The organism is Streptomyces sp. 8N114 (assembly GCF_052245835.1).
Classification (GTDB): Bacteria; Actinomycetota; Actinomycetes; order Streptomycetales; family Streptomycetaceae; genus Streptomyces.
Window position 1 is genome coordinate 1 of sequence record NZ_JBQQBT010000030.1, and the last position, 20,874, is coordinate 20,874.

Annotated in this window: 19 protein-coding genes; 6 read left to right on the forward strand and 13 right to left on the reverse strand. The window is 71.7% G+C overall.

Going from position 1 to position 20,874, the window contains the following annotated elements; translation table 11 throughout:
* Positions 1–144: 144 nt before the first annotated feature.
* The 5 genes from ACTWQF_RS33035 to ACTWQF_RS33055 all read right to left on the reverse strand — a co-directional run bounded on the left by ACTWQF_RS33035 (position 145) and on the right by ACTWQF_RS33055 (position 5,646).
* Positions 145–1,617 carry a peptidoglycan D,D-transpeptidase FtsI family protein gene (locus tag ACTWQF_RS33035; RefSeq protein WP_443283430.1) on the reverse strand — a complete coding sequence of 491 codons (1,473 nt, stop codon included), beginning with the start codon at positions 1,615–1,617 and terminating at the stop codon, positions 145–147.
* Positions 1,618–1,744: 127 nt separating this feature from the next.
* Positions 1,745–2,404 (reverse strand): response regulator, encoded by a 660-nt coding sequence (locus ACTWQF_RS33040; RefSeq protein WP_443283431.1) that lies wholly within the window; start codon positions 2,402–2,404, stop codon positions 1,745–1,747.
* Entirely contained in the window at positions 2,401–3,732 is a 1,332-nt protein-coding gene (locus ACTWQF_RS33045) for a sensor histidine kinase (protein WP_443283432.1), read from the reverse strand. The genes ACTWQF_RS33040 and ACTWQF_RS33045 overlap by 4 nt, the downstream gene beginning before the upstream one ends.
* Before the next feature lie 26 nt (positions 3,733–3,758).
* Positions 3,759–4,754 (reverse strand): hypothetical protein, encoded by a 996-nt coding sequence (locus tag ACTWQF_RS33050; protein ID WP_443283433.1) that lies wholly within the window; start codon positions 4,752–4,754, stop codon positions 3,759–3,761.
* 121 nt (positions 4,755–4,875) lie between these two features.
* Entirely contained in the window at positions 4,876–5,646 is a 771-nt protein-coding gene (locus tag ACTWQF_RS33055; protein ID WP_443246663.1) for an IclR family transcriptional regulator, read from the reverse strand.
* Between the two features lie 173 nt (positions 5,647–5,819).
* Here ACTWQF_RS33055 and ACTWQF_RS33060 point away from each other — a divergent pair, with 173 nt between their 5' ends.
* Both ACTWQF_RS33060 and ACTWQF_RS33065 read left to right on the forward strand, forming a co-directional pair.
* Positions 5,820–7,328 (forward strand): aldehyde dehydrogenase (NADP(+)), encoded by a 1,509-nt coding sequence (locus tag ACTWQF_RS33060; protein WP_443283495.1) that lies wholly within the window; start codon positions 5,820–5,822, stop codon positions 7,326–7,328.
* 45 nt (positions 7,329–7,373) lie between these two features.
* Positions 7,374–8,438: an aminotransferase class V-fold PLP-dependent enzyme gene (locus ACTWQF_RS33065; RefSeq protein ID WP_443283434.1), complete on the forward strand. Its 1,065-nt coding sequence runs from the start codon at positions 7,374–7,376 to the stop codon at positions 8,436–8,438.
* Between the two features lie 64 nt (positions 8,439–8,502).
* On the opposite strand, the gene thpD is transcribed toward ACTWQF_RS33065, so the two are convergent.
* From thpD to ectA, 4 genes are all read right to left on the reverse strand, one after another.
* Positions 8,503–9,402 carry an ectoine hydroxylase gene (gene thpD / locus ACTWQF_RS33070; RefSeq protein WP_443283435.1) on the reverse strand — a complete coding sequence of 300 codons (900 nt, stop codon included), beginning with the start codon at positions 9,400–9,402 and terminating at the stop codon, positions 8,503–8,505.
* A 173-nt stretch (positions 9,403–9,575) separates the two neighbouring features.
* Positions 9,576–9,980 (reverse strand): ectoine synthase, encoded by a 405-nt coding sequence (locus tag ACTWQF_RS33075; RefSeq protein ID WP_443246666.1) that lies wholly within the window; start codon positions 9,978–9,980, stop codon positions 9,576–9,578.
* A gap of 156 nt (positions 9,981–10,136) precedes the next feature.
* Complete coding sequence (gene ectB / locus ACTWQF_RS33080) at positions 10,137–11,405, reverse strand: diaminobutyrate--2-oxoglutarate transaminase (protein WP_443283436.1); 1,269 nt, start codon at positions 11,403–11,405, stop codon at positions 10,137–10,139.
* Positions 11,406–11,504: 99 nt separating this feature from the next.
* Entirely contained in the window at positions 11,505–12,020 is a 516-nt protein-coding gene (gene ectA / locus ACTWQF_RS33085) for a diaminobutyrate acetyltransferase (protein ID WP_443283437.1), read from the reverse strand.
* A gap of 516 nt (positions 12,021–12,536) precedes the next feature.
* On the opposite strand from ectA, the gene ACTWQF_RS33090 reads away from it, so the two are divergent.
* From ACTWQF_RS33090 to ACTWQF_RS33105, 4 genes are all read left to right on the forward strand, one after another.
* Positions 12,537–13,637, forward strand: coding sequence for an amidohydrolase family protein (locus ACTWQF_RS33090; RefSeq protein WP_443283438.1), 1,101 nt, complete (start codon positions 12,537–12,539; stop codon positions 13,635–13,637).
* Positions 13,638–13,856: 219 nt separating this feature from the next.
* Positions 13,857–15,290, forward strand: coding sequence for a carboxyl transferase domain-containing protein (locus ACTWQF_RS33095; protein WP_443283439.1), 1,434 nt, complete (start codon positions 13,857–13,859; stop codon positions 15,288–15,290).
* A 28-nt stretch (positions 15,291–15,318) separates the two neighbouring features.
* A complete protein-coding gene (locus ACTWQF_RS33100) occupies positions 15,319–16,077 on the forward strand; it encodes a DsbA family oxidoreductase (protein ID WP_443283440.1) in 759 nt (252 codons plus the stop codon).
* On the forward strand, positions 16,074–16,481 hold the full coding sequence (locus ACTWQF_RS33105; protein ID WP_443283441.1) for a J-domain-containing protein: 408 nt from the start codon (positions 16,074–16,076) through the stop codon (positions 16,479–16,481). The genes ACTWQF_RS33100 and ACTWQF_RS33105 overlap by 4 nt, the downstream gene beginning before the upstream one ends.
* Before the next feature lie 31 nt (positions 16,482–16,512).
* Here ACTWQF_RS33105 and ACTWQF_RS33110 read toward each other — a convergent pair whose 3' ends face one another.
* From ACTWQF_RS33110 to ACTWQF_RS33125, 4 genes are read right to left on the reverse strand one after another with little or no spacing between them, the layout of a single operon-like run.
* A complete protein-coding gene (locus ACTWQF_RS33110; protein WP_443283442.1) occupies positions 16,513–17,826 on the reverse strand; it encodes an alpha/beta fold hydrolase in 1,314 nt (437 codons plus the stop codon).
* A gap of 37 nt (positions 17,827–17,863) precedes the next feature.
* Complete coding sequence (cobC, locus tag ACTWQF_RS33115) at positions 17,864–18,958, reverse strand: Rv2231c family pyridoxal phosphate-dependent protein CobC (protein WP_443283443.1); 1,095 nt, start codon at positions 18,956–18,958, stop codon at positions 17,864–17,866.
* Entirely contained in the window at positions 18,955–19,470 is a 516-nt protein-coding gene (locus tag ACTWQF_RS33120; protein ID WP_443283444.1) for a cobalamin biosynthesis protein, read from the reverse strand. The genes cobC and ACTWQF_RS33120 overlap by 4 nt, the downstream gene beginning before the upstream one ends.
* Positions 19,467–20,873 carry a cobyrinate a,c-diamide synthase gene (locus tag ACTWQF_RS33125; RefSeq protein ID WP_443283445.1) on the reverse strand — a complete coding sequence of 469 codons (1,407 nt, stop codon included), beginning with the start codon at positions 20,871–20,873 and terminating at the stop codon, positions 19,467–19,469. The genes ACTWQF_RS33120 and ACTWQF_RS33125 overlap by 4 nt, the downstream gene beginning before the upstream one ends.
* Position 20,874 lies beyond the last annotated feature (1 nt).

Sequence of the window (20,874 nt, forward strand, 5' to 3'; positions counted from 1 at the left end):
GGGCTGGGGGACTCCGGCCGGGAGGTGCCCCCACCAGCCACAACGTGCCCGCAGCCTGCGGGCGTCGGGCAGGGGCACCCCCTAGCCGGCACACGGGAGGGACGCGGCAAGTTCCGCCGGACAAGCCCAAGCCCGGCGGCAGCCTCACCGCAGCGCCGCCTCCATCATCTTCTTGGCGATGGGGGCCGCCAGCCCGTTGCCGCTGACCTCGGCGCGGGCCGCGTCCGAGTCCTCCACCACGACTGCGACGGCGACCTTCTTGCCGGAGTCCGTCTCGCCGTAGGAGGTGAACCAGGCGTACGGCGTACCGCTGTTGTCGACGCCGTGCTGGGCCGTTCCGGTCTTGCCGCCCACCGTGATGCCGTCGATCTTCGCGTTGCTGCCGGTGCCCTTGTCCACCACCGTCTCCATCGCGGATCGCAGCTGTTGGGCGGTGCGCTCGCTCATCACGCGGTGCGAGCCGGGGTCCTCGTACGACTGGAGGGTGTGTCCGCTCGCGTCCTGCACCCGGGAGACCATGTGCGGGTCGACGAGCTCGCCGTCGTGTGCGATGGCCTGCGAGACCATCGCCATCTGGAGCGGTGTCGCGGTGACGTCGAACTGCCCGATGCCGGACAGTCCGGTCTGCGCCTCGTCCATCTTGGCGGGGAAGTTGCTCTTGGCGGCGCGGACGGGTACGTCCTGCTTCTTGTCGTTGAAGCCGAACTTCTCGGCCTGCTCGCGGAGCTTCCCGGCGCCCAGGTCGGTCGCCAGCTTGGCGAAGACGTTGTTGCACGAGTAGCGCAGCGCCGTCCGCAAGGAGGCGTTCTCGCAGGGCGCCGACCTGTTCTCGTTCTCCAGGACCGTGGAGGTGCCCTTGAGGGTGTACGGGTCGGGGCTGTCGGTCGGCTCGTCCACCGACGAGTACCGCCCGTCCTCCAGCGCCGCCGCGGCCACCACCAGCTTGAACGTCGAGCCCGGCGGCACGGCCTGGCGCAGCGCGCGGTTCAGCGTGGGCTGGTCGTCGGTCTTCTCGCTGCCGCTGCGCGCCGTCAGCTTCTTCCAGGCAGCGGCGTCGTCCGCGCCGCTGCCGCTGATCGTCGAGGGGTCGAACGAGGGAGTGCTGACGGCGCCGAGGATCTCGCCGCTGTCCGGGTCGATCGCCACCGCTGCGCCCTTCTTGTCGCCCAGCGCGTCGAACCCGGCGCGCTGCACGCGCGGGTCGATGGTGGTGAGGACGTTGCCCGGCTTGGCCTGCTTCCCGGTCAGCAGGTCCAGCGGGTTCTTGAGCCGGTCGTCGGTGCCGTCGAGCACGTCCTGATAGATGCCCTCGAGCTGGGTCGCACCCCGCACCTGCGAGGCGAAGCCCGTGACGGGCGCGTGGAGCGGGCCGTCGGTGTAGGTGCGCTGATAGCGCAGATCACCGCCGTCCTTGGAGCGTTCGGAGCCGGTGACCGGCTCGCCGCCCACGTAGATGTCCCCGAACGGCTGCGCGTACTGCTCGATCGTGTTCCGTGGGTTCTGTTCGCTGTCCGCGAGGGCTTGGCCGTCCGCCAGCTGCATCCAGGTGAGCCGCAGCAGCAGTGCCATCACCAGCAGCAGCGTGACGGTGCCCGCACGCCTGATCGTCCTGTTCATCCCGCATGAGAACGCGGCCGGTGTCGGCGCGGGTTCCCGCCGGAGGGACTTCTCAGGACATTTTCATCTCCCTGCCCGGTGACGGCTCCGCACCCGGTGACGGCTTCCCGCCCGGACGACGGCCCGCTCAGCCCGGGGTGACGACACCGTTCTCGTACGCCAGGATGACCGCCTGGGTGCGGTCCCGGGCGCCCAGCTTGGCCAGCACGCCGGCGACGTGCGTCTTCGCGGTCGCCATGCTGACGGCGAGCTGCTTGGCGATCTCCGCATTGGTCAGCCCCTGGGCCATCAGCCGCAGAACCGCTGCCTCCCGGTCGGTGAGCCGCGCGGTGAGCGTCTCGGCGCGGCGGTCCCGCGCGTGATGGGCGGCCAGGGCGCGGACGGCGGCGGGGAACAGCAGCGACTCGCCGCGCGTCACCAGCCGGACACCGGCGATCAGATCCTCGGCCGTCGCACGCTTCAGCAGGAATCCGTGCGCGCCGGCCCGCAGCGCGTCGTAGACATAGCTGTCGTTCTCGAATGTGGTCAGGATCAGGATGCGCGGCGCCTCCTCGCCCATCGTCCGCACCAGATGCTCCGTGGCGCGGATGCCGTCGACACGCGGCATGCGGACATCCATCAGCACCACGTCCGGGCGCAGCTCGCGTACCGCGGAGACCGCCTCGTCGCCGTCCGCCGCCTCGCCCACCAGCTCGATCCCGGGCTCGCTCGCCAGGATCGCGCGCAGTGCCGTACGGACCATGCGCTCGTCGTCCGCGAGAAGGACCCGCAAGGGCGCCGCTGTCATGGGGTGCTCTCCTGTCTCGTGCTTTCCCGTACCGCTCTTTGCGGCCTGCTGGCCTCTCGTTCTGCCGGGGCCAGCGGCAGGCGGGCCGTCAGCCGCCATACGCCGTCCTCGCCGCCCGCTCGTGCGGTGCCGCCCAGCAGCGCGGCACGTTCGGCGATCCCGGCGAGGCCCCGCCCGCCCGAGGCCCGGGTGACTGCTGCCCCGCTCGCCGCGTTCTCGACCGTGACCGCGAGCAGCTCGCCCTGCGGGGAGCGTTGCCGCTCCAGCCGGACGTCCACGGCGGCGCCGGGCGCGTGCCGCAGCGCGTTGCTCAGCCCTTCCTGCACCACGCGGAAGGACTCGGCGGACACCTGAGCGTCCAGCAGTGCGAGCGGGCCGAGCGCTTCGTCCACCCGCAGCCGGACCTCGGTGCCGGTGGCGCGGGTGCGGGCGACCAGGGCGTCCAGGTCTGCCGCCAGGCTGGGGCCGGTCGCCGGGGCGCTCTCCCCCTCCCGCAGCACTCCGAGCACCGCGTCCAGCTCCGCAACGGCGTCCCGGCTGGTCTCCTCGATCGCGGCCAGCGCTTGCCGTACGAACTCCGGGTCGCCGTCCAGCACCCGGCGTGCGGCGCCCGCCTGGAGCGAGACCGCGCTGAGCGCGTGCCCGACCGAGTCGTGCAGCTCGCGCGCCAGCCGGTTGCGGACCGCCAGGTCGGCGGCGCGGCGCTCGGCGGCGGCGAGCCGGTCGGCAGGCGTAGGGCCCAGCAGCACGGGCGCACAGCGCGCCAGCAGCGCCCCGGCTCCGTACACGGCCGCCACCAAGGCCGCCAGCAGCGCGAATCCGGCCACCGGGGCCGTCCACAGTGCGCTGCCCGCGTGGTCCCACGGCCAGGCCCAGTGCTTGCCGCGCAGGGCCGGGAAGAGCGGGAAGGCCAGCAGGACGACGGCCATCGGCGGTACCGCCAGCGAAGCCCCGCTCAGCAGCCCGCCGAGGCCCACGTGCAGCGTGAACCAGACCGCAGAGCGGCGCCGGGCCGCCCACGAGTCGGCGGGTCCCAGGGCGAGCGTGCCGCCGGGCAGTTCGCACAGGGTGCGGGCTGCGGCGGACTCCAGCGCCCGCAGCACCGGGATCAGCCCGGCAGCCGCGACCAGCGGGAGGGAGAGCCCGTACGCCAGGAACTGCGGGCCGGGCCGGGTGTTGAGGAACTGGGACATGTCGGGACGTACGACGCCGATACCGACATTCACCAGCAGGTAGAACGGCATCAGCAGCGCACCGCCCTGGAGCAGATGCACCCAGCGCAGCGCCAGGGTCCGCACCCTGCCGCGGCCCGGCAGCCGTTCTGTCATGCCGTCCCCCCGCTGTGTGTACCTGCTCAGGCGTTCTGCCGCACTGCCGCACCGGGCACAGGGCGGGACGCCGGCACTCGCGCCCGGCGGCGCAGTTGCTGCGCGCCCAGCGCCGCGAGAAGCAGCCCGGCGAGTGCCTGGCAAGCGTAGGCGAGCAACATCGTGGCGGTTGCATTCTCGCCCAGCGATCCGCTGGAGAGCGCCCCCATGAGCAGCCAGCCGCCCCAGCACGCGAGCACTCCCGAACCGACCCAGGCCGCGGTAAGCGTCGGCCACAGCCGTGCATCCGAGTGCCCCTTCCGGCTGCCCCGGGGCAGCAGCCGTCCGACTCCGACGAAGGCGATGACCACGTACAGCACGAATGTGGCGTCCGTGATCCGGCTGGCGTTGCCGGAGTGCTCCGCGGTCAAGCCGGCCTCCGAGCCGGCAGCCCACAGCGTGTGTGCCACCAGAGCGGGCAGCACCACGAGCGACGCTCCGGCGAGCCCCCATCTCGCCGCGGCCCCCGTGCCGTCCGCCCGGGGGTGGAGCGGTGAGCGCAGCAACGGGCCCCAGCGGTCACGCACATACAGCACGGACAGCACGCTCAAGGTGATGGCCTGCGCCAGGAAGCCGGTGTAGACGAGCGTCCACACCCAGCTGTCCAGCAGCTCGTCGGCTCCACCGTCACCGCCCCCGCCGGCGGCCGAATCTCCCGTCAGTACCGTGTACACGGTCTGCAGCGGGAAGGCGACCACGATCGGGCCGAGCAGGCCGCAGGCGATCCACATGGGCAGGGCCAGCAGCGGGCCGGGGACCCGTCGTCCCCAGGGACGGGTGAGGGTCAGCACCAGCAGGATGACGGCACCGTCCATGGCGACGGTCAGCGCGTTGACGATCCACAGCGTGGCGCCGCCGTCGAGCAGGCGGCTGCCCTCGGGGATGCCGATGTGGCTCCCCGAGAGCCAGAGCACCTTCAAGGTGAGGTAGGGCAGGCAGGCGGCCACGGTGAGCGGCGCGAGGATCTTTCTCGTTCTCTCCATGGAGAACACGCTCCCGGCCGCACCCGGGTACGGACGTCCTGCCCTGCGACGAACCACCTCCGCCGCGCGGCGGAGGCTTCCGCCCTCAGGGAGGGGGGAGATGCCGCCGTGCGGCGGAGGGTCAGAGCGTGCGCGTGGCGTGCATCAGCCGGTCCCGCGCGTCGAACAGCGCGTCCTTGATCATCTGCTCGTGTGCGGGCGTCAGCCGGGCCACCGGCACCGAGCAGCTGATGGCGTCCCGGGCCGGGGTGCGGTACGGGACGGCGACGCCGAAGCAGCGCAGCCCCAGCGTGTTCTCCTCGCGGTCCACGGCGTACCCCTGCTCGCGCACCAGTTGCAGCTCCTCGATCAGCTGCTCCCGGTCGGTGAGGGTGTGCTCGGTGAGCTGGGCCAGCGTCTCGGGCAGCATTGTGCGCACCTGCTCGTCCGAGTACGTCGCCAGCAGCGCCTTGCCCAGCGAGGTCGAGTGCGCGGGCAGCCGCCGCCCGACGCGGGTGAACGGGCGCAGATAGTGCTGCGACTGGCGGGTGGCGAGGTAGACGACGTTGGTGCCGTCCAGCCGCGCCAGGTGGATGGTCTCCGTGGTGTCGTCCGAGAGCCGGTCCAAAGTGGGCTTGGCCGCGGCCACCACCTCGTCACCGTCGATGTACGACGTCCCCACCAGCAGCGCCCGCACCCCGATCCCGTACCGGGTGCCGGTGGCGTCCGTCTCCACCCAGCCGAGATCGACCAGTGTGCGCAGCAGCATGTAGAGGCTCGACTTGGGATAGCCGACCGCCTCCTGGACGGCGGCCAGCGTATGCATCCCGGGCCGCCCCGCGAAGAACTCCAGCAGCTCCACCGTCCGCACGGCCGACTTGACCTGCGAACCCCCCGCCTCGGTACCCGACATCGACCTTGACCCCTCTGTTCGCGCAGACCTACAGTCCCAAAGGAATTCACCTACAGGGATATTGTTCAGCATACCGAACAAGACGGCTCCGCAGGCCGAGAGGGCCGTGCGGGACGCCTGCAGGAGAGCAGATCCGCAGGACCAGGAGGACCCCGGTGGCAGCAGCAGTACCAGTGTGGAGCGTCGACCCCCGTACCGGAAAGCAGCGGGAACAGGTCGCCGACGAGGCCACGGCGGCCGACGTGGACAGCGCCGTACGGGCCGCGCACGAGGCGCTTCCCGCACTCGCCGACCGCGTGGTCCGCGCGGCCTTCCTGCGCGCCGCCGCGAAGCGCCTCGAAGCCGACGGCGAGCGGATCGTGGCGACAGCCGACGCCGAGAGCGCCCTGGGCACCCCCCGGCTGACCGGCGAACTCGCCCGTACGACAGGACAGCTGCGGGCCTTCGCCGACGAGATCGAGGACGGCGGCTACCTCGACATCGTCATCGACCACGCCGACCCCACGCTCACCCCGCCCCGCCCCGATCTGCGCCGCTACAAGCTGCCGATCGGCGTCGTCGCCGTCTACGCCGCCTCCAACTTCCCGCTGGCCTTCTCCGTTCCCGGCGGCGACACCGCCAGCGCGCTCGCCGCCGGCTGCCCCGTCGTGGTCAAGGCGCACCCCGACCACCCCGCCACCTCAGCGCTGTGCGGAGCCGCGCTGCGGGCCGCCGCCGTGGACTCGGGAGTGCCCGAGGATGTCGTCTCCGTCGTGTACGGATTCGAGGCGGGCGTCGAACTGGTGCGGCACCCGCTGGTGTCGGCAGCCGGGTTCACCGGCTCGGTCAAGGGCGGCCGCGCCCTCTTCGACGCGGCTGCCGCCCGGCCCCGGCCCATCCCGTTCCACGGTGAGCTCGGCTCCCTCAACCCGGTGGTGATCACGCGCGAGGCCGTCGCCGAGCGCGCCGAGCAGATCGGCGAGGGACTCGGCGGCTCCATGACCCTGGGCACCGGCCAGTTCTGCGTGAAGCCCGGCCTCGTCCTCGTCCCGGAGGGCCAGGACGGCGACCGGATGCTCGACAAACTTTCCGAGACCCTGCGCGGCACGGCCCCCGGCCATCTGCTGGACGACCGGATGCGGGACGCGTTCCTGGCGGGCGTCACCGCACGGGCGGCGCTGCAACGGGTCGAGGCGCCGGTCGTCGCCGGGGCCGGCGACGACGAGCGGACCGTGCGCCCCGGGGTGTTCACCGTCGCGGCCGGTGAACTGGGCGAGGAGCACGAGCTGTTGCTGGAGGAGTGCTTCGGCCCGGTGACCGTCGCCGTCCGGTACGCGGACGAGGCGGAGGCCGAAGCCGTGCTGGCGCGGGTACCCGGCAGCCTCACCGCCACCGTGCACCTCGGTGCGGGCGAGGCGGCGGGCGACGAGGGCGCGGCCTCGCTGGTCGCGCGGCTCACCGCGGTCGCGGGGAGGGTGCTGGTGAACGGGTGGCCCACCGGGGTCGCCGTCGCTCCGGCCCAGCATCACGGGGGGCCGTACCCGGCCACCACGTCGACCTCCACCTCCGTGGGGGCCACCGCCATCGAGCGCTGGCTGCGGCCGGTCGCCTTCCAGGACACGCCGGAGGCCCTGCTCCCGCCCGAGCTGCGGGACGGCAACCCGCTGGGTCTGCCGCGCAGGGTGGACGGCATCCGGGGGTGACGTAACCCGGTGGACCGGTGGCAGCCGCCCCGCGACACTGGCGTGATGGATCAACGCGTGCTCGCCGCCGAGTTCAAGCCCGAGGTCACCTACTTCAACACCGCCTCCCACGGCCTGCTCCCCGCCCGCGCGGCAGCGGAGATCACCGAGGCCGTCACCGGGATGTCCGTAGGCCGCATCGACCAGGCGGCCTACTACGCGGAGGTCGACAAGGCACGCGCGGCGTTCGCGCGGATCGCCGGCACGTCCACGGCCCGGGTGGCGGCGGGCAGCGCGGTGGCCACGCACACCGGACTGATTGCCGCCTCCCTCCCCTCCGGTGCCGAAGTCCTGGCGCCGGAGGGCGACTTCAGCTCCGTGGTCAACCCGTTCACGGTGCGCGACGACATCACCCTGCGCACCGTGCCCCTCGGCCAGCTCCCGGCGGCGGTGGAACCCTCCACCACGCTGGTGGCCCTCAGCGCCGTGCAGTCGGCGGACGGCCGGATCGCCGATCTGCCCGCCGTCCGGGCCGCCGCCCGTGCCGCCGGTGCGCGGGTCCTGCTCGATGCGACGCAGGCGGCGGGCTGGCTGCCCTTCAGCGCCGACGACTACGACTACGTGGTGTGCGCCGCGTTCAAGTGGCTGCTGTGCCCGCGCGGTGTCTCGTTCCTGGTCGTCTCGCCCGAGGCGCAGCGGGAACGGGCGCTGCTGCCGCTGCATGCGGGATGGGTGGCGGGGGCCTCGCCCTGGGACGACTGCTACGGCCCCATCGCACGGCTCGCTCCGGATGCGCGGGCGTATCAGGAGTCGGTGGGGTTCCTGCCGTATCTGGGTGCCGTGCGCTCCCTCGAACTGGTCGAGGAGCTGGGCGGGCCGGAGGCGGTCGGGGCGCACGACAGGGCGCTTGCCGCACGGTTCCGCAAGGGGATCGCGGGGCTGGGCCGCGGGTACGAACCGGTGCCGGGGGACTCGGCGATCGTCGCGGTGCCCGGTCTGGGGCATGCCGTGGGCAGGCTGGCGGCGGCCGGGGTGGCGGTGTCGGACCGGGAAGGCAATCTGCGTGCGGCCTTCCACCTCTACAACACCGAGGAGGACGTGGACCGGCTGCTCAACCTGCTGGCGGGCTGAGCACGTACGACACGGGGGCGGGACTGTGTGCGCCCGCCCCCGCATCAGCAGGTCACCGGCAGGGTCACTTCACAGGCGTGAAGTCCCGCGCTCCGATGAACTCGGGGCGGCGGACCGGCGCGGCGAAGGGTTCCTCCGCCTGGTTCTCGACGCTGTTGAAGACGATGAACACGTTGCTCCGCGGGAACGGAGTGATGTTGTCACCGCTTCCGTGCATGCAGTTGCAGTCGAACCAGGTTGCCGAGCCCGGCTTTCCGGTGAACAGCTTGATGCCGTGTGCTTCGGCGAACTTGGTCAGGGACTCGTCGGTCGGGGTCCCTGCGTCCTGCATCTGCAGCGACTTCTTGTAGTTGTCCTTCGGCGTCGCGCCTGCGCAGCCGAGGAAGGTCTTGTGCGACCCCGGCATGATCATCAAGCCGCCGTTGGTGTGGTAGTTCTCCGTCAGCGCGATCGAGACCGACACGGTCCGCATCCGGGGCAGACCGTCCTCCGCGTGCCAGGTCTCGAAGTCTGAATGCCAGTAGAACCCCGTGGCGCCGAAGCCCGGCTTGACGTTGATCCGGGACTGGTGGACATAGACGTCCGAGCCCAGGATCTGCCGTGCCCTGCCCACGATGCGCGGGTCGCGCACCAGCCGTGCGAAGACCTCGCTGATCTTGTGCACCTCGAACACGGACCGGATCTCCTGCGACTTCGGCTCGACGATCGAGCGTTCGTCGGCACGCATCTCCGGAGCCGAGGTGAGCCGTTCCAGTTCCGCGCGCAGCACATCGACCTCGTCCGGTCCGATGAGCTGGTCGATGGCGAGGAACCCGTCCCGCTCGAAGCCCGCCAGATCCGCGGCCTCGATGGGCCCCGGCGTACCCGGTTCGGACCACACGACGGGGTCCATCCGCGGGATGGCCACCTCGGTGGTTCCGCGAGTCGGGTACAGGTCGGCGGTGCGCTCGGGTGCGGTGGTCATGGATGTGCCTTCCTCTCCTCTCGTACGGCCCTGTTCAGTTGGCGAAACGGCCGGGACGGCCGAAGTGGACCGGCGAACGGTCCCCAGTCACGAAGGGCTTGCTGCCTCAGCGTGTCAGCACGTCGACGCTTCGGCGCGGCGGTGCTGCGGCGCGTCGCCGCTCAGCCTTCGGCTCAGTCGTCGTCGGGCTCGGTGAGCAGCGGATAGACGCCGTTCTCGTCGTGATCCTCGCGGCCGGTGACCGGCGGGTTGAAGACGCACACGCACCGGAAGTCGGTCTTCGGGCGCATCGTGTGCTTCTCGTGCCCGTCGAGCAGATACATCGTGCCGGGAGTGATCCAGTGCTTCTCGCCGGTCTCGTCGTTGGTCAGTTCCGCCTCGCCCTCGACGCACAGCACGGCCTCTATGTGGTTGGCGTACCACATCGAGGTCTCGGTGCCCGCGTAGAGGACCGTTTCGTGCAGGGAGAAGCCCACCTTCTCCTTAGCGAGAACGATGCGCTTGCTCTCCCAGGTGCCCGACGCCGCCTTGACGTGTCGGTCGGTGTTCTCGATGTCCTTGAAGGAACGAACGATCACGGTGCGATGGTGCCTTTCTCTGTGTTCCTTATGGAAGGGGCTTTTTGTTGTCCATTTCGGACGAAGTCCGTTCCAACTGTGGCCATCACGGCCCTTGCTCATTACGGACATGGCCCGTCCCGGCGGGAAAAGCCGGGACGGGCCATGTTGTTCGGGTCAGACGGTCTCGCGGACAGCCCGCGCCAGGATGCGCAGCCCCTCGTCCAGTTCCTCGGGGGTGATGGTCAGCGAGGGCAGCAGTTTGACGACCTCGCTCTCCGGACCCGAGGTCTCGATGAGCAGCCCCAGCTCGAAGGCGCGCCGGGCGATGGCGGTGGCGCGGCTCTTGTTGTGGAACTCCAGGCCCCACACCAGGCCACGGCCGCGGTGGTCGGCGACCTCCTCGGAGTGCTCCTCGGCGATCGCCTTGAGCACGGCCTCGACCTGCTCACCGCGGGAGACCGTCTGCTTCTCCATCTGACCGTCGGCCCAGTAGGTCTGGAGCGCCGCGGTCGCGGTGACGAAGGCCGGGTTGTTGCCGCGGAAGGTGCCGTTGTGCTCGCCCGGCTCCCAGATGTCCAGCTCCGGCTTGAACAGGGTGAGCGCCAGCGGCATCCCGTAGCCGCCGATGGACTTCGACAGCGTGATGATGTCCGGCTTGATGCCCGCCTCCTCGAAGGAGAAGAAGGCGCCGGTGCGGCCGCAGCCCATCTGGATGTCGTCGACGATCAGCAGCATGTCGTGCCGCTCGCACAGGTCGGCGAGGGCGCGCAGCCACTCGGCGCGGGCGACGTTGATGCCGCCCTCGCCCTGCACCGTCTCGACGATGACGGCCGCGGGCTTGTTGAGACCGGAGCCCTGGTCCTCCAGCAGCCGCTCGAACCAGACGAAGTCCTCGGTGGTGCCGTTGAGGTAGTCGTCGAACGGCATCGGGGTGCCGTGCACCAGCGGGATGCCGGCGCCGGCGCGCTTGAAGGCGTTGCCGGTGACGGCGAGCGAGCCCAGCGACATGCCGTGGAAGGCGTTGGTGAACGAGACGATCGACTCGCGGCCCTTGACCTTACGGGCCAGCTTCAGCGCCGCTTCAACGGCGTTGGTGCCGGTCGGCCCCGGGAACATCACCTTGTGGTTCATGTCGCGGGGCTTGAGGACCAGTTCCTGGAACGTCTCCAGGAACGAGCGCTTCGCGCTGGTGGACATGTCCAGTCCGTGCACCACGCCGTCGCGCTCGAGGTAGTCCAGCAGGGCGCGTTTGAGCACGGGGTTGTTGTGGCCGTAGTTGAGAGTGCCTGCTCCGGCGAAGAAGTCGAGGTAGGTGTGGCCGTCCTCGTCGTACATGTGCGCGCCCTGCGCCCGGTCGAAGATGGTCGGCCAGCCACGGCAGTAGCTGCGAACCTCCGACTCCACGGTTTCGAAGACGCTGAGGTCCGGCTGGGTGATGGTCACAGCTTGCTCCAGGGAGTGAGTCGCGTGAGAAGAAAGTCTGGTTATGGGCGGATGGGCGGTCGGCGACGGTGCCTACCCGCAGGTGTGCGGCCGTATACGTCAGCGCTTCGATGCGCCGGGAAACACGACCGGGCCGATCCGGTACAGCACTTCCGGCAAGTGGCCGTCCTCCGGGAAGAGAGCGGCGTCGAACAGCACGTCCTGCGCGACCGCGGCCGAATGGCGCTGCGCGTAGGAGGTGAACAGCCGGTTGGAGGGGGTGTTGTCCGGGGTGACCGTGGTCTCGACGGTGTCGATGCCGTACTCCTCGGCAACGCGGAGCGTCAGTCCGTCCAGCATCGCGGCGGCGAGTCCGCGACCGCGGGCGGCCTCGTCCACGGCGACCTGCCAGACGAGGAGGGTGCGCGACTGCTCGGGTCGTACGTAGCCGGTGATGAAGCCGACCGGCTCGCCGGCGTCGTTGCGGGCGACGACCGAGGTGGCGGCGAAGTCGCGGCACCACAGCAGGTAGCTGTACGAGGAGTTCAGGTCGAGGGTCTTCGAGTCGCGGGCGATGCGCCAGATCGCGGCTCCGTCGTCCACACGGGGTGTGTCGAGCTTCAGTCCCTCCGGCATTTCGAGAAATCCTCTATGGGCACGTGCATGGTCTGCTTGTGCGGCGGTCATGTGAATTCAACTTACCCAGCAGAATCCGAAACTGCACGGGGGTGAGGGGTTACGCGAAGGGATGGTCCTGTGTTATCGCGCGCGGGCGAGCGGGCGCGCTGGATCGCCGTGTTGCGCCCCTGCTTAAGGGGATATGTCCCGGTATAGCAGGCGACTTGTTGGGTGCGTCACAGTCCGATAACGTCCGCGAGATCTGCCGGTGATTAGTCCGCTGAAGCTGCGATGAAGCTAACGAAATCTTAGCGTTTGAGCTGGCGAAGAGCGGGCAGAAGAATACGGGCACCTGTACCGGAAATGCGGTCTGGATTGCATCGTAAAGCCGGAGCTTAGGGCCTGTCTGCCTTTTCGTGGATCTCTTTCTTCGCTTTCGGTCCCGGCAATGTTCACGCGGCAGCCGTCCGCAGGTCCGCCGGCCCGGGGATGCGCCCTGGACGCCGCCATGGCGGGCACTCGTACAGTGCGGGCATGAGCGAGTGCGCGAGTCTGTATATCAAGGGGCGGGTGCTGGTCGGGCCCGAGGAGGTACGGGACGAGCTGTGGGTGGTGGACGGACACGTCACCTACGAGCGGCCGTCCGGGCCCCGCGGCGGTGCCGAGCCCGCCGTGCTGACCGGCTGGGTGCTGCCGGGCCTGGTGGACGCGCACTGCCATGTCGGACTGGATGCGCACGGCCCCGTCGACGACTCGACCAGCGAGAAGCAGGCGCTCACCGACCGGGAAGCGGGCGCTCTGCTGCTGCGCGACGCCGGGTCGGCCTCCGACACCCGCTGGATCGACCACCGGGACGATCTGCCCCGCATCATCCGGGCCGGCCGCCATATCGCCCGTACACGCCGCTACATCCGTAACTACGCCCACGAGATCGAGCCCGGCGACCTGACCGCGTACGTACGCCGTGAGGCACGGCGCGGCGACGGCTGGGTCAAGCTCGTCGGCGACTGGATCGACCGCGACAAGGGCGATCTGAGCTCCTGCTGGCCCCGCTGGGCGGTCGAGGAAGCCATCGCGGCGGCCCACGAGGAGGGCGCCCGCGTCACCGCGCACTGCTTCGCGGAGGAGTCGCTGCAGGACCTGGTGGAGGCGGGTATCGACTGCATCGAGCACGCCACCGGGCTGACCGAGGAGACCATTCCGCTCTTCGCCGAGCGCGGCGTCGCCATCGTGCCCACCCTGGTCAACATCGCCACCTTCCCGGACCTCGCCGCGGGCGGCGAGGCCAAGTTCCCGCGCTGGGCAGCGCATATGCGCGAGCTGCACGCCCGCCGCTACGACACCGTGCGGGCCGCCTGGGAGGCGGGCATCCCCGTCTTCACCGGTACCGATGCGGGCGGCTCCCTCGCACACGGACTCGTCGGCCAGGAGATCGGCGAACTGGTCAAGGCGGGGATACCGGTGCTGGACGCGCTCTCCGCGGGCACCTGGGGTGCCCGCGGGTGGCTTGGTCGGCCCGGCCTGGCCGAGGGCGCCCCCGCGGACCTCGTTGTCTACGAGGCCGATCCGCGTGCCGATGTTCGCGTGCTGGAAGCGCCGAGCCATGTCGTACTGCGGGGCCGCGTGGTGCGCTGACCTGCTGGGGAGGGGGTGCCCCTGTCTGTGCTTCGCAGGCTGCGGGTTGTGTTGTGGCTGGTCGCGCAGTTCCTTGCGCCCCTTACTTGGTACCCCGCAAGCTTGGGCAGTCTGCGCCAGGGGCGCAGGGTGGGCAAGCGCAGCCCCCGTGCTGGGTACGCAAGCGTTCCTGGGCACGCACTGGTGCGCATGGCAGCCTCCGTAGCGCAGCCTGGATGCATGAGGATCACCGCGCGTTCGCTGCTCGCCCAGGTGGCGGGGGATTTTACGGAGCTTCACCCCCCGAGGGGCCCGGAGGGCCGCCCCGCGGCGGACGGGCCGTTGGGCTGGCCCGGATACGACGAGATGCGCGCGAGGGCGCAGCAGCGTACGGGGGAGCACGAATCCGTGGTGTACGGCACGGGCCGGCTCGGCGGCGTCGAGGCCGTACTGCTCTGCTTCGAGTTCGGCTACCTCGGCGGCTCGCTGGGGGAGCGCACGGGCGACCGCATCGAGGCGGCCCACGTCCGGGCACGCGCGGGGCGGCTGCCTCTCGTGACGCTGGTGGCCACCGGAGGCAGCCGGATGCAGGAGGGCATGCGCGCCCTCGTACAGCTCCAGCGCGTGGCCCGGCAGACCGCGCTGACCCGTGCTGCCGGACTGCCGCAGCTCGCGGTCGTCCGCGACCCGACGACCGGCGGCGGCTGGGCCACCCTCGCCGCGGGCGCCGATGTGGTGCTCGCCCTGCCCGGCGCCCAGGCCGCGTTCGCCGGCTCGCGCGTACGGCCCCGCGGCGCCGACCCCGCCGCGTACACCGTGGAGGCCCAGCACGCGGCCGGCCACCTCGACCGGATCGTGCCGGAAGCGGAACTCCCGACCACCCTCGCCCGCTGGCTCGCCCTGCTTGCCGGGCCGGGCACCGGTCGAGCCAGGCCGGCGCCCGCACCGGTGCCGTACGCGCTGCCCGGTCCGACCGCCTGCGGCCGGCTGCCCGACAGCGGTACGGAAGCCGTCGCGCGCGCCCGCGCCGCGGGCCGACCGCGCGCCGCCGCCTACCTGGACGCCTACTTCGCGGACCGCCAGGAGATCAGCGGCGACCGCTGCTCGGGCGCCGACGAGGGCGTGCTGTGCGGGTTCGGGCTGCACGACGGACGTACGGTCGCCTACGCGGCACAGTGCGGCACCCCGACCCGGCCGGCCGGCTACCGCACCGTCGCGCGGCTCATCCGGATGGCCGGGCGGCTGCACATCCCCGTCCTGACCCTGATCGACACGCCCGGTGCCGCCAACGGGCCGGAGGACGAGCGCAGCGGTGCGGGGCCCGCCATTTCCGAGGTGTTCGCCGCCGTCGCGGAGGCCACCGTGCCGGTCACCTCGCTGCTGATCGGCGAGGGCGGCTCGGGCGGCGCCCTCGCGATGGCAGCTCCCGGCAGGCTGTGGGTCACCCCGGACAGCTACTTCTCCGTCATCGCCCCCGAGCTGGCCGCCGCGATCCTCAAGCGCGGCTCCGAGCAGGTGCCGCAGACCGCCGAGGAGCTGCGGCTGCGCCCCCAGGACGCCGTCGAACTCGGCGTCGCCCGAGGCGTGGTGGAGACGGCGCACGGGACGGCCGGGACACCCGGCGTCAAGGGAACGGTGCGCGGCGTCACGGGCACGCCGGCCGACGGGGAATAGCCGGTGCGCGGCAGCGGTTCGACCGGACATGCGCGTAGAGATCTGGTCGGACATCGCCTGCCCCTGGTGCTACATAGGCAAGGCCCGCTTCGAGAAGGGCCTGGCGGCCTTCGCCCACCGGGACGAGGTGGAGGTGGTCCACCGCTCCTTCGAGCTCGATCCGGATGCGGGCGCGCCGACCGGGCTGCCGGTCACCAGGCTCCTGGCGGACAAGTACGGTCTGACGCCCGAGCAGGCCGAGGCCGCCGAGGCACGGGTTGCCGAGACCGCGCACGGCGAGGGTCTCGGCTACGCGTCCGGCCGACTGATGAACGGCTCCACCTTCGCACTGCACCGACTGCTGCACCACGCCAAGCGGCAGGGCCCGGCCGTGCACACCGCGCTGCTGGACGCCCTCTACCGTGCCAACTTCGCCGAGCTGCTGCCCCTCGGCGACCCGGAGACCGTCGTCTCCGTCGCCACCGGCGCCGGGCTGGACGAGGCGGAGGTACGCCGCGTCCTGGCCGACGAGGACGCCTACGCCGCGGACGTACGCAGCGACGAGCGCGAGGCGGCAGCCCTCGGCGCCACCGGAGTGCCGTTCTTCGTGCTGGACCGCCGCTTCGGTGTCTCCGGCGGCCAGCCCGCCGAGGTGTTCACCCAGGCGCTGGAGCAGGCGTACGCGGCGGCGGGCGGACCCGTGCAGGTGGTGGCGGCCGGATCCGGCGCACCCGGACCGCACGGCGGAGCGGCATGTGACGATGGGACGTGCGACGTGCCCGCACACCGCACGGAGGACGTGCCGTGACCGAACGCAAGCCCCCAGGAGTCAGCTTCGAGAGCTGGGCGGACCGGCAGATCCGTGAGGCCGAGGAGCGCGGCGAATTCGCAGACCTCCCCGGCGCCGGGAAACCGCTCCCCGGCCTCGACAAGCCGTACACCGAACAGTGGTGGGTCGAGCGCAAGATGCGCGACGAGAACCTCTCCTACCTGCCGCCCTCCCTCGCGCTCCGCAAGGAGGCACAGGAAGCCCGGGACCGCGCGGCCAAGGCGCGGTCCGAGGCCGAGGTGCACTCGATCCTGACGGAGATCAACGCGAAGATCGACGAGGCCATCCGCCACCCCCTGGAGGGCCCACCCCATCGCCTCGTCCCCTTCGACGTGGAGAGCGCCGTACGGCAGTGGCGCTCGGCGCGCCGGGAGCGCGGCTGAAGCCGACGTGTTGACCGGTCACCAGGGTTCCTCACACCTCGCCGCGTGCCATCGCGAAGAGGTGCTCCAGCACCTGGCCGTCGCTGACGCGCAGGGCGTCGTGCTCCCACTCACCGGTGACCCAGGTGCGGATACGGGGCACCGTGTGTGCGGTGGCGAGTGAGTGGTCGCGGTCGACATACATGTCGTCGTCGTAGACGGCCGCGTAGACCGGTACCTCGTTGCCGGCCAGTCGTTCCGTGTCGTACAGGTCGGGCCAGTCGCCCCGTTCGGCCAGCAGATGCGCCGCTTCGCGGAGCGGCACCAGCGCCGGGTCGAGGTCGAACATCGAGGGGTAGATCATCTCGCCGGTGAACAGCACCGGTCGGCCCGCCTCCAGCGCTTGCTCCGCGTCGAACTCCGGGAACTCGCCCCGCAACCGTTGCGCTGCCCACCGGGTGCCCTCGGTGCTGACCGAGCGCTGTGCGTAGATCGGTTCCAGCAGCGCGGCGAAGAGCGGGTTGGACGCCAGCGAGACCTGCGCCCGTACGCCCTCCAGGAAGGTGTCCGAGAGCTCCGGCCCGGCAGCTGACCGGATCCATGGGCTCTCCAGCAGATAGTGCAGCTTCTGGGAGCCCGCGCCCTGCCCCAACAGCATGCCGAGGTACTGGAACCGCTCCACCGTCAGCGGGCTCCCGTCCGGCAGCCGCACCCTGTGCTCCGCGAGGTGTTCGGCGATCTGCTGCACCGTCGCCACGTCCTGCGGACAGCGCGCATAGTGTGCCGCGTTCTTGCGGGCGACCCGGGGGTAGGCCGTGCGGTAGATGTCCTCCACCCGGGTGCGCAGTCCCGGCAGTCCGCCCGTTACGAACGCCTCCCGGATGCCCTCGGGCGCGAACGAGAGATAGGTCAGCGTGCAGAAGCCGCCGAAGCTCTGCCCCAGCGTCGACCACTGTGTGCCCTCGCCCAGCAGCCGCCTGCGTACGAGCTCCGCGTCACGCACGATCGCGTCCGCGCGGAAGTGCGCCAGATACGCGGCCTGTTGTGCCGCTGTGCCGCGCGCCTCGAGGGACTGCCGGTTGGCGGGCGTGGAGCGGCCGGTGCCGCGCTGGTCGAGGAGCAGCACCCGGTAGTGGCGCAGCGCGACGCCGAGCCAGGCGTCCTGTCCGATCGGGCGGGGTGAACCGCTTCCGGGCCCGCCCTGGAGGAACAGCAGCCATGGCAGCTCCGCGCCCTCCCGGCCGGCCGCGACCACCTCACGCGCGAACACCTCGATCTGTTCGCCGTCCGGACGGGAGTGGTCCAGTGGTACGGCGAAGACATGGTCGGTCAGCACGGTGCTGTGGTTCAGCAGGGCGGCAGTCATCCAGTCCTCCTTCTGGGGCAAGGAGCGGCGGTTCCGCTCAGTTCTCGCCCGTAACGTCCAGCGTCTCCAGTGCCTTGTGCAGGGCTTCCATGAACCGGTCGGTCGTCGCCCGGTCCCGTACCGCCATCCGGAGCCACTTCTGGCCGAGCCCGGGGAAGGTGTCCCCGCGCCGTACGGCGAAGCCAAGTTCGCGCAGGCGCTCGCGCAGCGTCGCCGCGTGCGGGTGCTCCACCAGCAGGAAGGGTCCCTCCGGCGTGGGCGTCGCCTCGCGCAGACCGGCCGCGCGCAGCGGCGCCAGCCGGTCCCGCAGATAGCCGCGGTCCGCCGCGAACTGCCGGGCCGCCTGCTGGGCTTCGGCCAGTGCCTCCGGCCTGCTGCACGCCTGGGCCGCCACCAGCGCCGGGGCCGAGACGGGCCACAGCGGCTGCTGGTGTGCCAGTGCACGCACCGTCTCAGGATCGCTCAGCACATAGCCGACGCGCAGTCCGGCCAGCCCCCAGGTCTTGGTGAGGCTGCGCAGTACGACCGTCCGTCCGGGCAGTTGCCCCAACAGCGGGACCAGCGACTCCCGCTCGTCCGGTACCGCGTCCACGAACGCCTCGTCTACGACCAGCGTGCGCCCCGCACGGGCGAGCCCGGCCAGGGCCGCTGCGGGGTGCAGCACGGAGGTCGGGTTGGTGGGGTTGCCCACCACCACCAGGTCTGCCTCGGGCGGTACGGAATCCGTCTCCAGCCGGAAGCCGTTCCTGGGCCGCAGCAGTACCCGCTCCACCCGGTGCCCCGCATCCCGCAGCGCGGCCTCCGGTTCGGTGAACTGCGGGTGCACCACGACCGGTCGGCGCGCGGAGAGGGCCCGTGCGAGCAGGACGAACGCCTCTGCCGCGCCCGCAGTCAGCAGCACCTGGTCCTCCGGCAGCCCGTGCCGCTCGGCCACCGCACTGCGCGCCGGAGTGCTGTCCGGGTAGGCGGCCAGCGTCGTCAGCGAGGCCGCCAGCCGCTCCCGCAGCCACGCCGGGGGAGTGCCGGTACGGACGTTGACGGCGAGATCGGTCAACCCGCTTCCGGCGCCCCGTACTTCCGCGTCCCCATGGTGCCGCAGGGCGTCGCCCAGGGCGGTTCCGTCTGCGCTCACGGCTCTCTCCCCGGCACGGCGACGGCGGCCACGGCCCCCGGCACGACGACGGCGGCCACGGCGGCGGTGACGCGCACCGGAGCCCCGGCCGTCGCTCGCGCCTTGGTCTTCGGCACCAGCAGCATCGGCGCCCCTCCCCGCACGGCCGATCCGCTGCCTCCCTGGCTGCCTCCGCCGCAGGCCAGCAGCGCCGCCGCCTCGGCGACGGAGGGCGTGCCGATTGCCGTACGGGCGAAGTCCGAGGGGTGCGGCACCCGTACGCGGGCCAGTGTCCGTGCGTCGTAGGCGATCAGCGGCAGGCCCAGCTTCCGTGCCGCCGTCAGCAGTCCCGGCTCCTCGGCCCGCGCCTGGACGGTCGCCAGCGCCGCCGCTTCGCCTTCTGCGAGCCCCGCGGCGGTCAGCACGCTCCGCACCAGATCCAGCACCTCTTCGGACGTCACACCGGCGCAGGTGCCCACGCCGACGGTGACCAGGCGGGGTCCCGGCCCCGTGCCGGCGCCGAACGGGCTCATGCTGCGTTCCCCGCTCCGTCGCCCGCTTGGCCCCCGGCTCCGTTTCCCGTTTCCCACCGTGCCGCGCAGCGGGCCACGAACCGGGCCGCCATCCGCGGCGCCGCCGCCCAGTGCACATGCAGATAGGAGGCGTGCACATTGCCCTGGACGAACCCGTCCGGGCGCCGCTCGGGCCGCACCAGTCCCCAGGCGGGTACCTGCCCCGCGCCCGGCAGCAGTTCCGTGCGGTGGAACTCGTGTCCCCGCACCCGGGTGCCCGTCTCGGCGAGCACGCTGTCCGCGACGGCCACCGCCTCGCGGTAGCCCAGCGTCAGCCGCTCCGCCATCCGCCCGTGCGCGTCGAGCACGCCGCACATCGGCTTGCCGTCCAACTCCCGGGCCAGATACAGCAGCCCGGCGCACTCGGCCGCGACCGGCCCTTCGAAGGCCGCGATCTGCTGCCGCAGGGGTCGATTTTCGGCCAACTCCGGAGCGTATACCTCCGGAAAGCCGCCGCCGATCACGAGCCCCGCCGTGCCGTGCGGCAGCGCCTCGTCCCGCAGTGGGTCGAATCCGACGACCTCCGCGCCCGCAGCCCGCAACAGCTCCGCGTGCTCGGCGTACGAGAAGGTGAACGCCTCACCGCCGGCCAGCGCCACCCGCGGCGCCCGGGCCACCGGCTCCGCACCCACCTCGGCGGCCGGGTCCCACAACTCCTCCGGCAGCGGCGGAGCCTGCCGCGCCAGCGCCAGCAGCGCCTCCAGGTCGCACCCCTCGCGCACCCGTTCCGCCAGCGCCGCCACCGACTCCACGGCCTCCGCGCGCCGTTCGGCCACCGGCACCAGACCCAGATGCCGGGAGGGCGCCCGCACCACCTTCGTACGGCGCAGCGCGCCCAGCACCGGCACCCCCGAGCCGTCCAGCGCCTCGCGCAGCAACTCCTCGTGGCGGTCGGAGCCCACCTTGTTGAGGACCACGCCTGCGACCCGCACCTGAGGGTCCCAGGAGGCGAAACCGTGCACGAGCGCGGCCACCGAGCGCGACTGCGACGAGGCGTCCACCACCAGCACCACCGGGGCGCGCAACAGCTTGGCGACGTGTGCGGTCGACGCCAGCTCGCCCTGCCCGGCAGCACCGTCGTACAGCCCCATCACGCCCTCGACCACCGCGAGATCCGCCCCCTGTGCGGCGTGGCCCAGCAGCGGTGCGATCCGCTCGGGACCGCACAGATACGCGTCCAGATTGCGGCCCGGACGGCCGGTCGCCAGCGCGTGGTAGCCGGGATCGATGTAGTCGGGGCCGACCTTGTGCGGGGAGACGGTCAGCCCGCGGTCGGCGAAGGCGGCCATCAGCCCCGTCGCCACCGTCGTCTTGCCGCTCCCGGAGGACGGCGCGGCGACCACCAGCCGCGGTACCCGGATCACG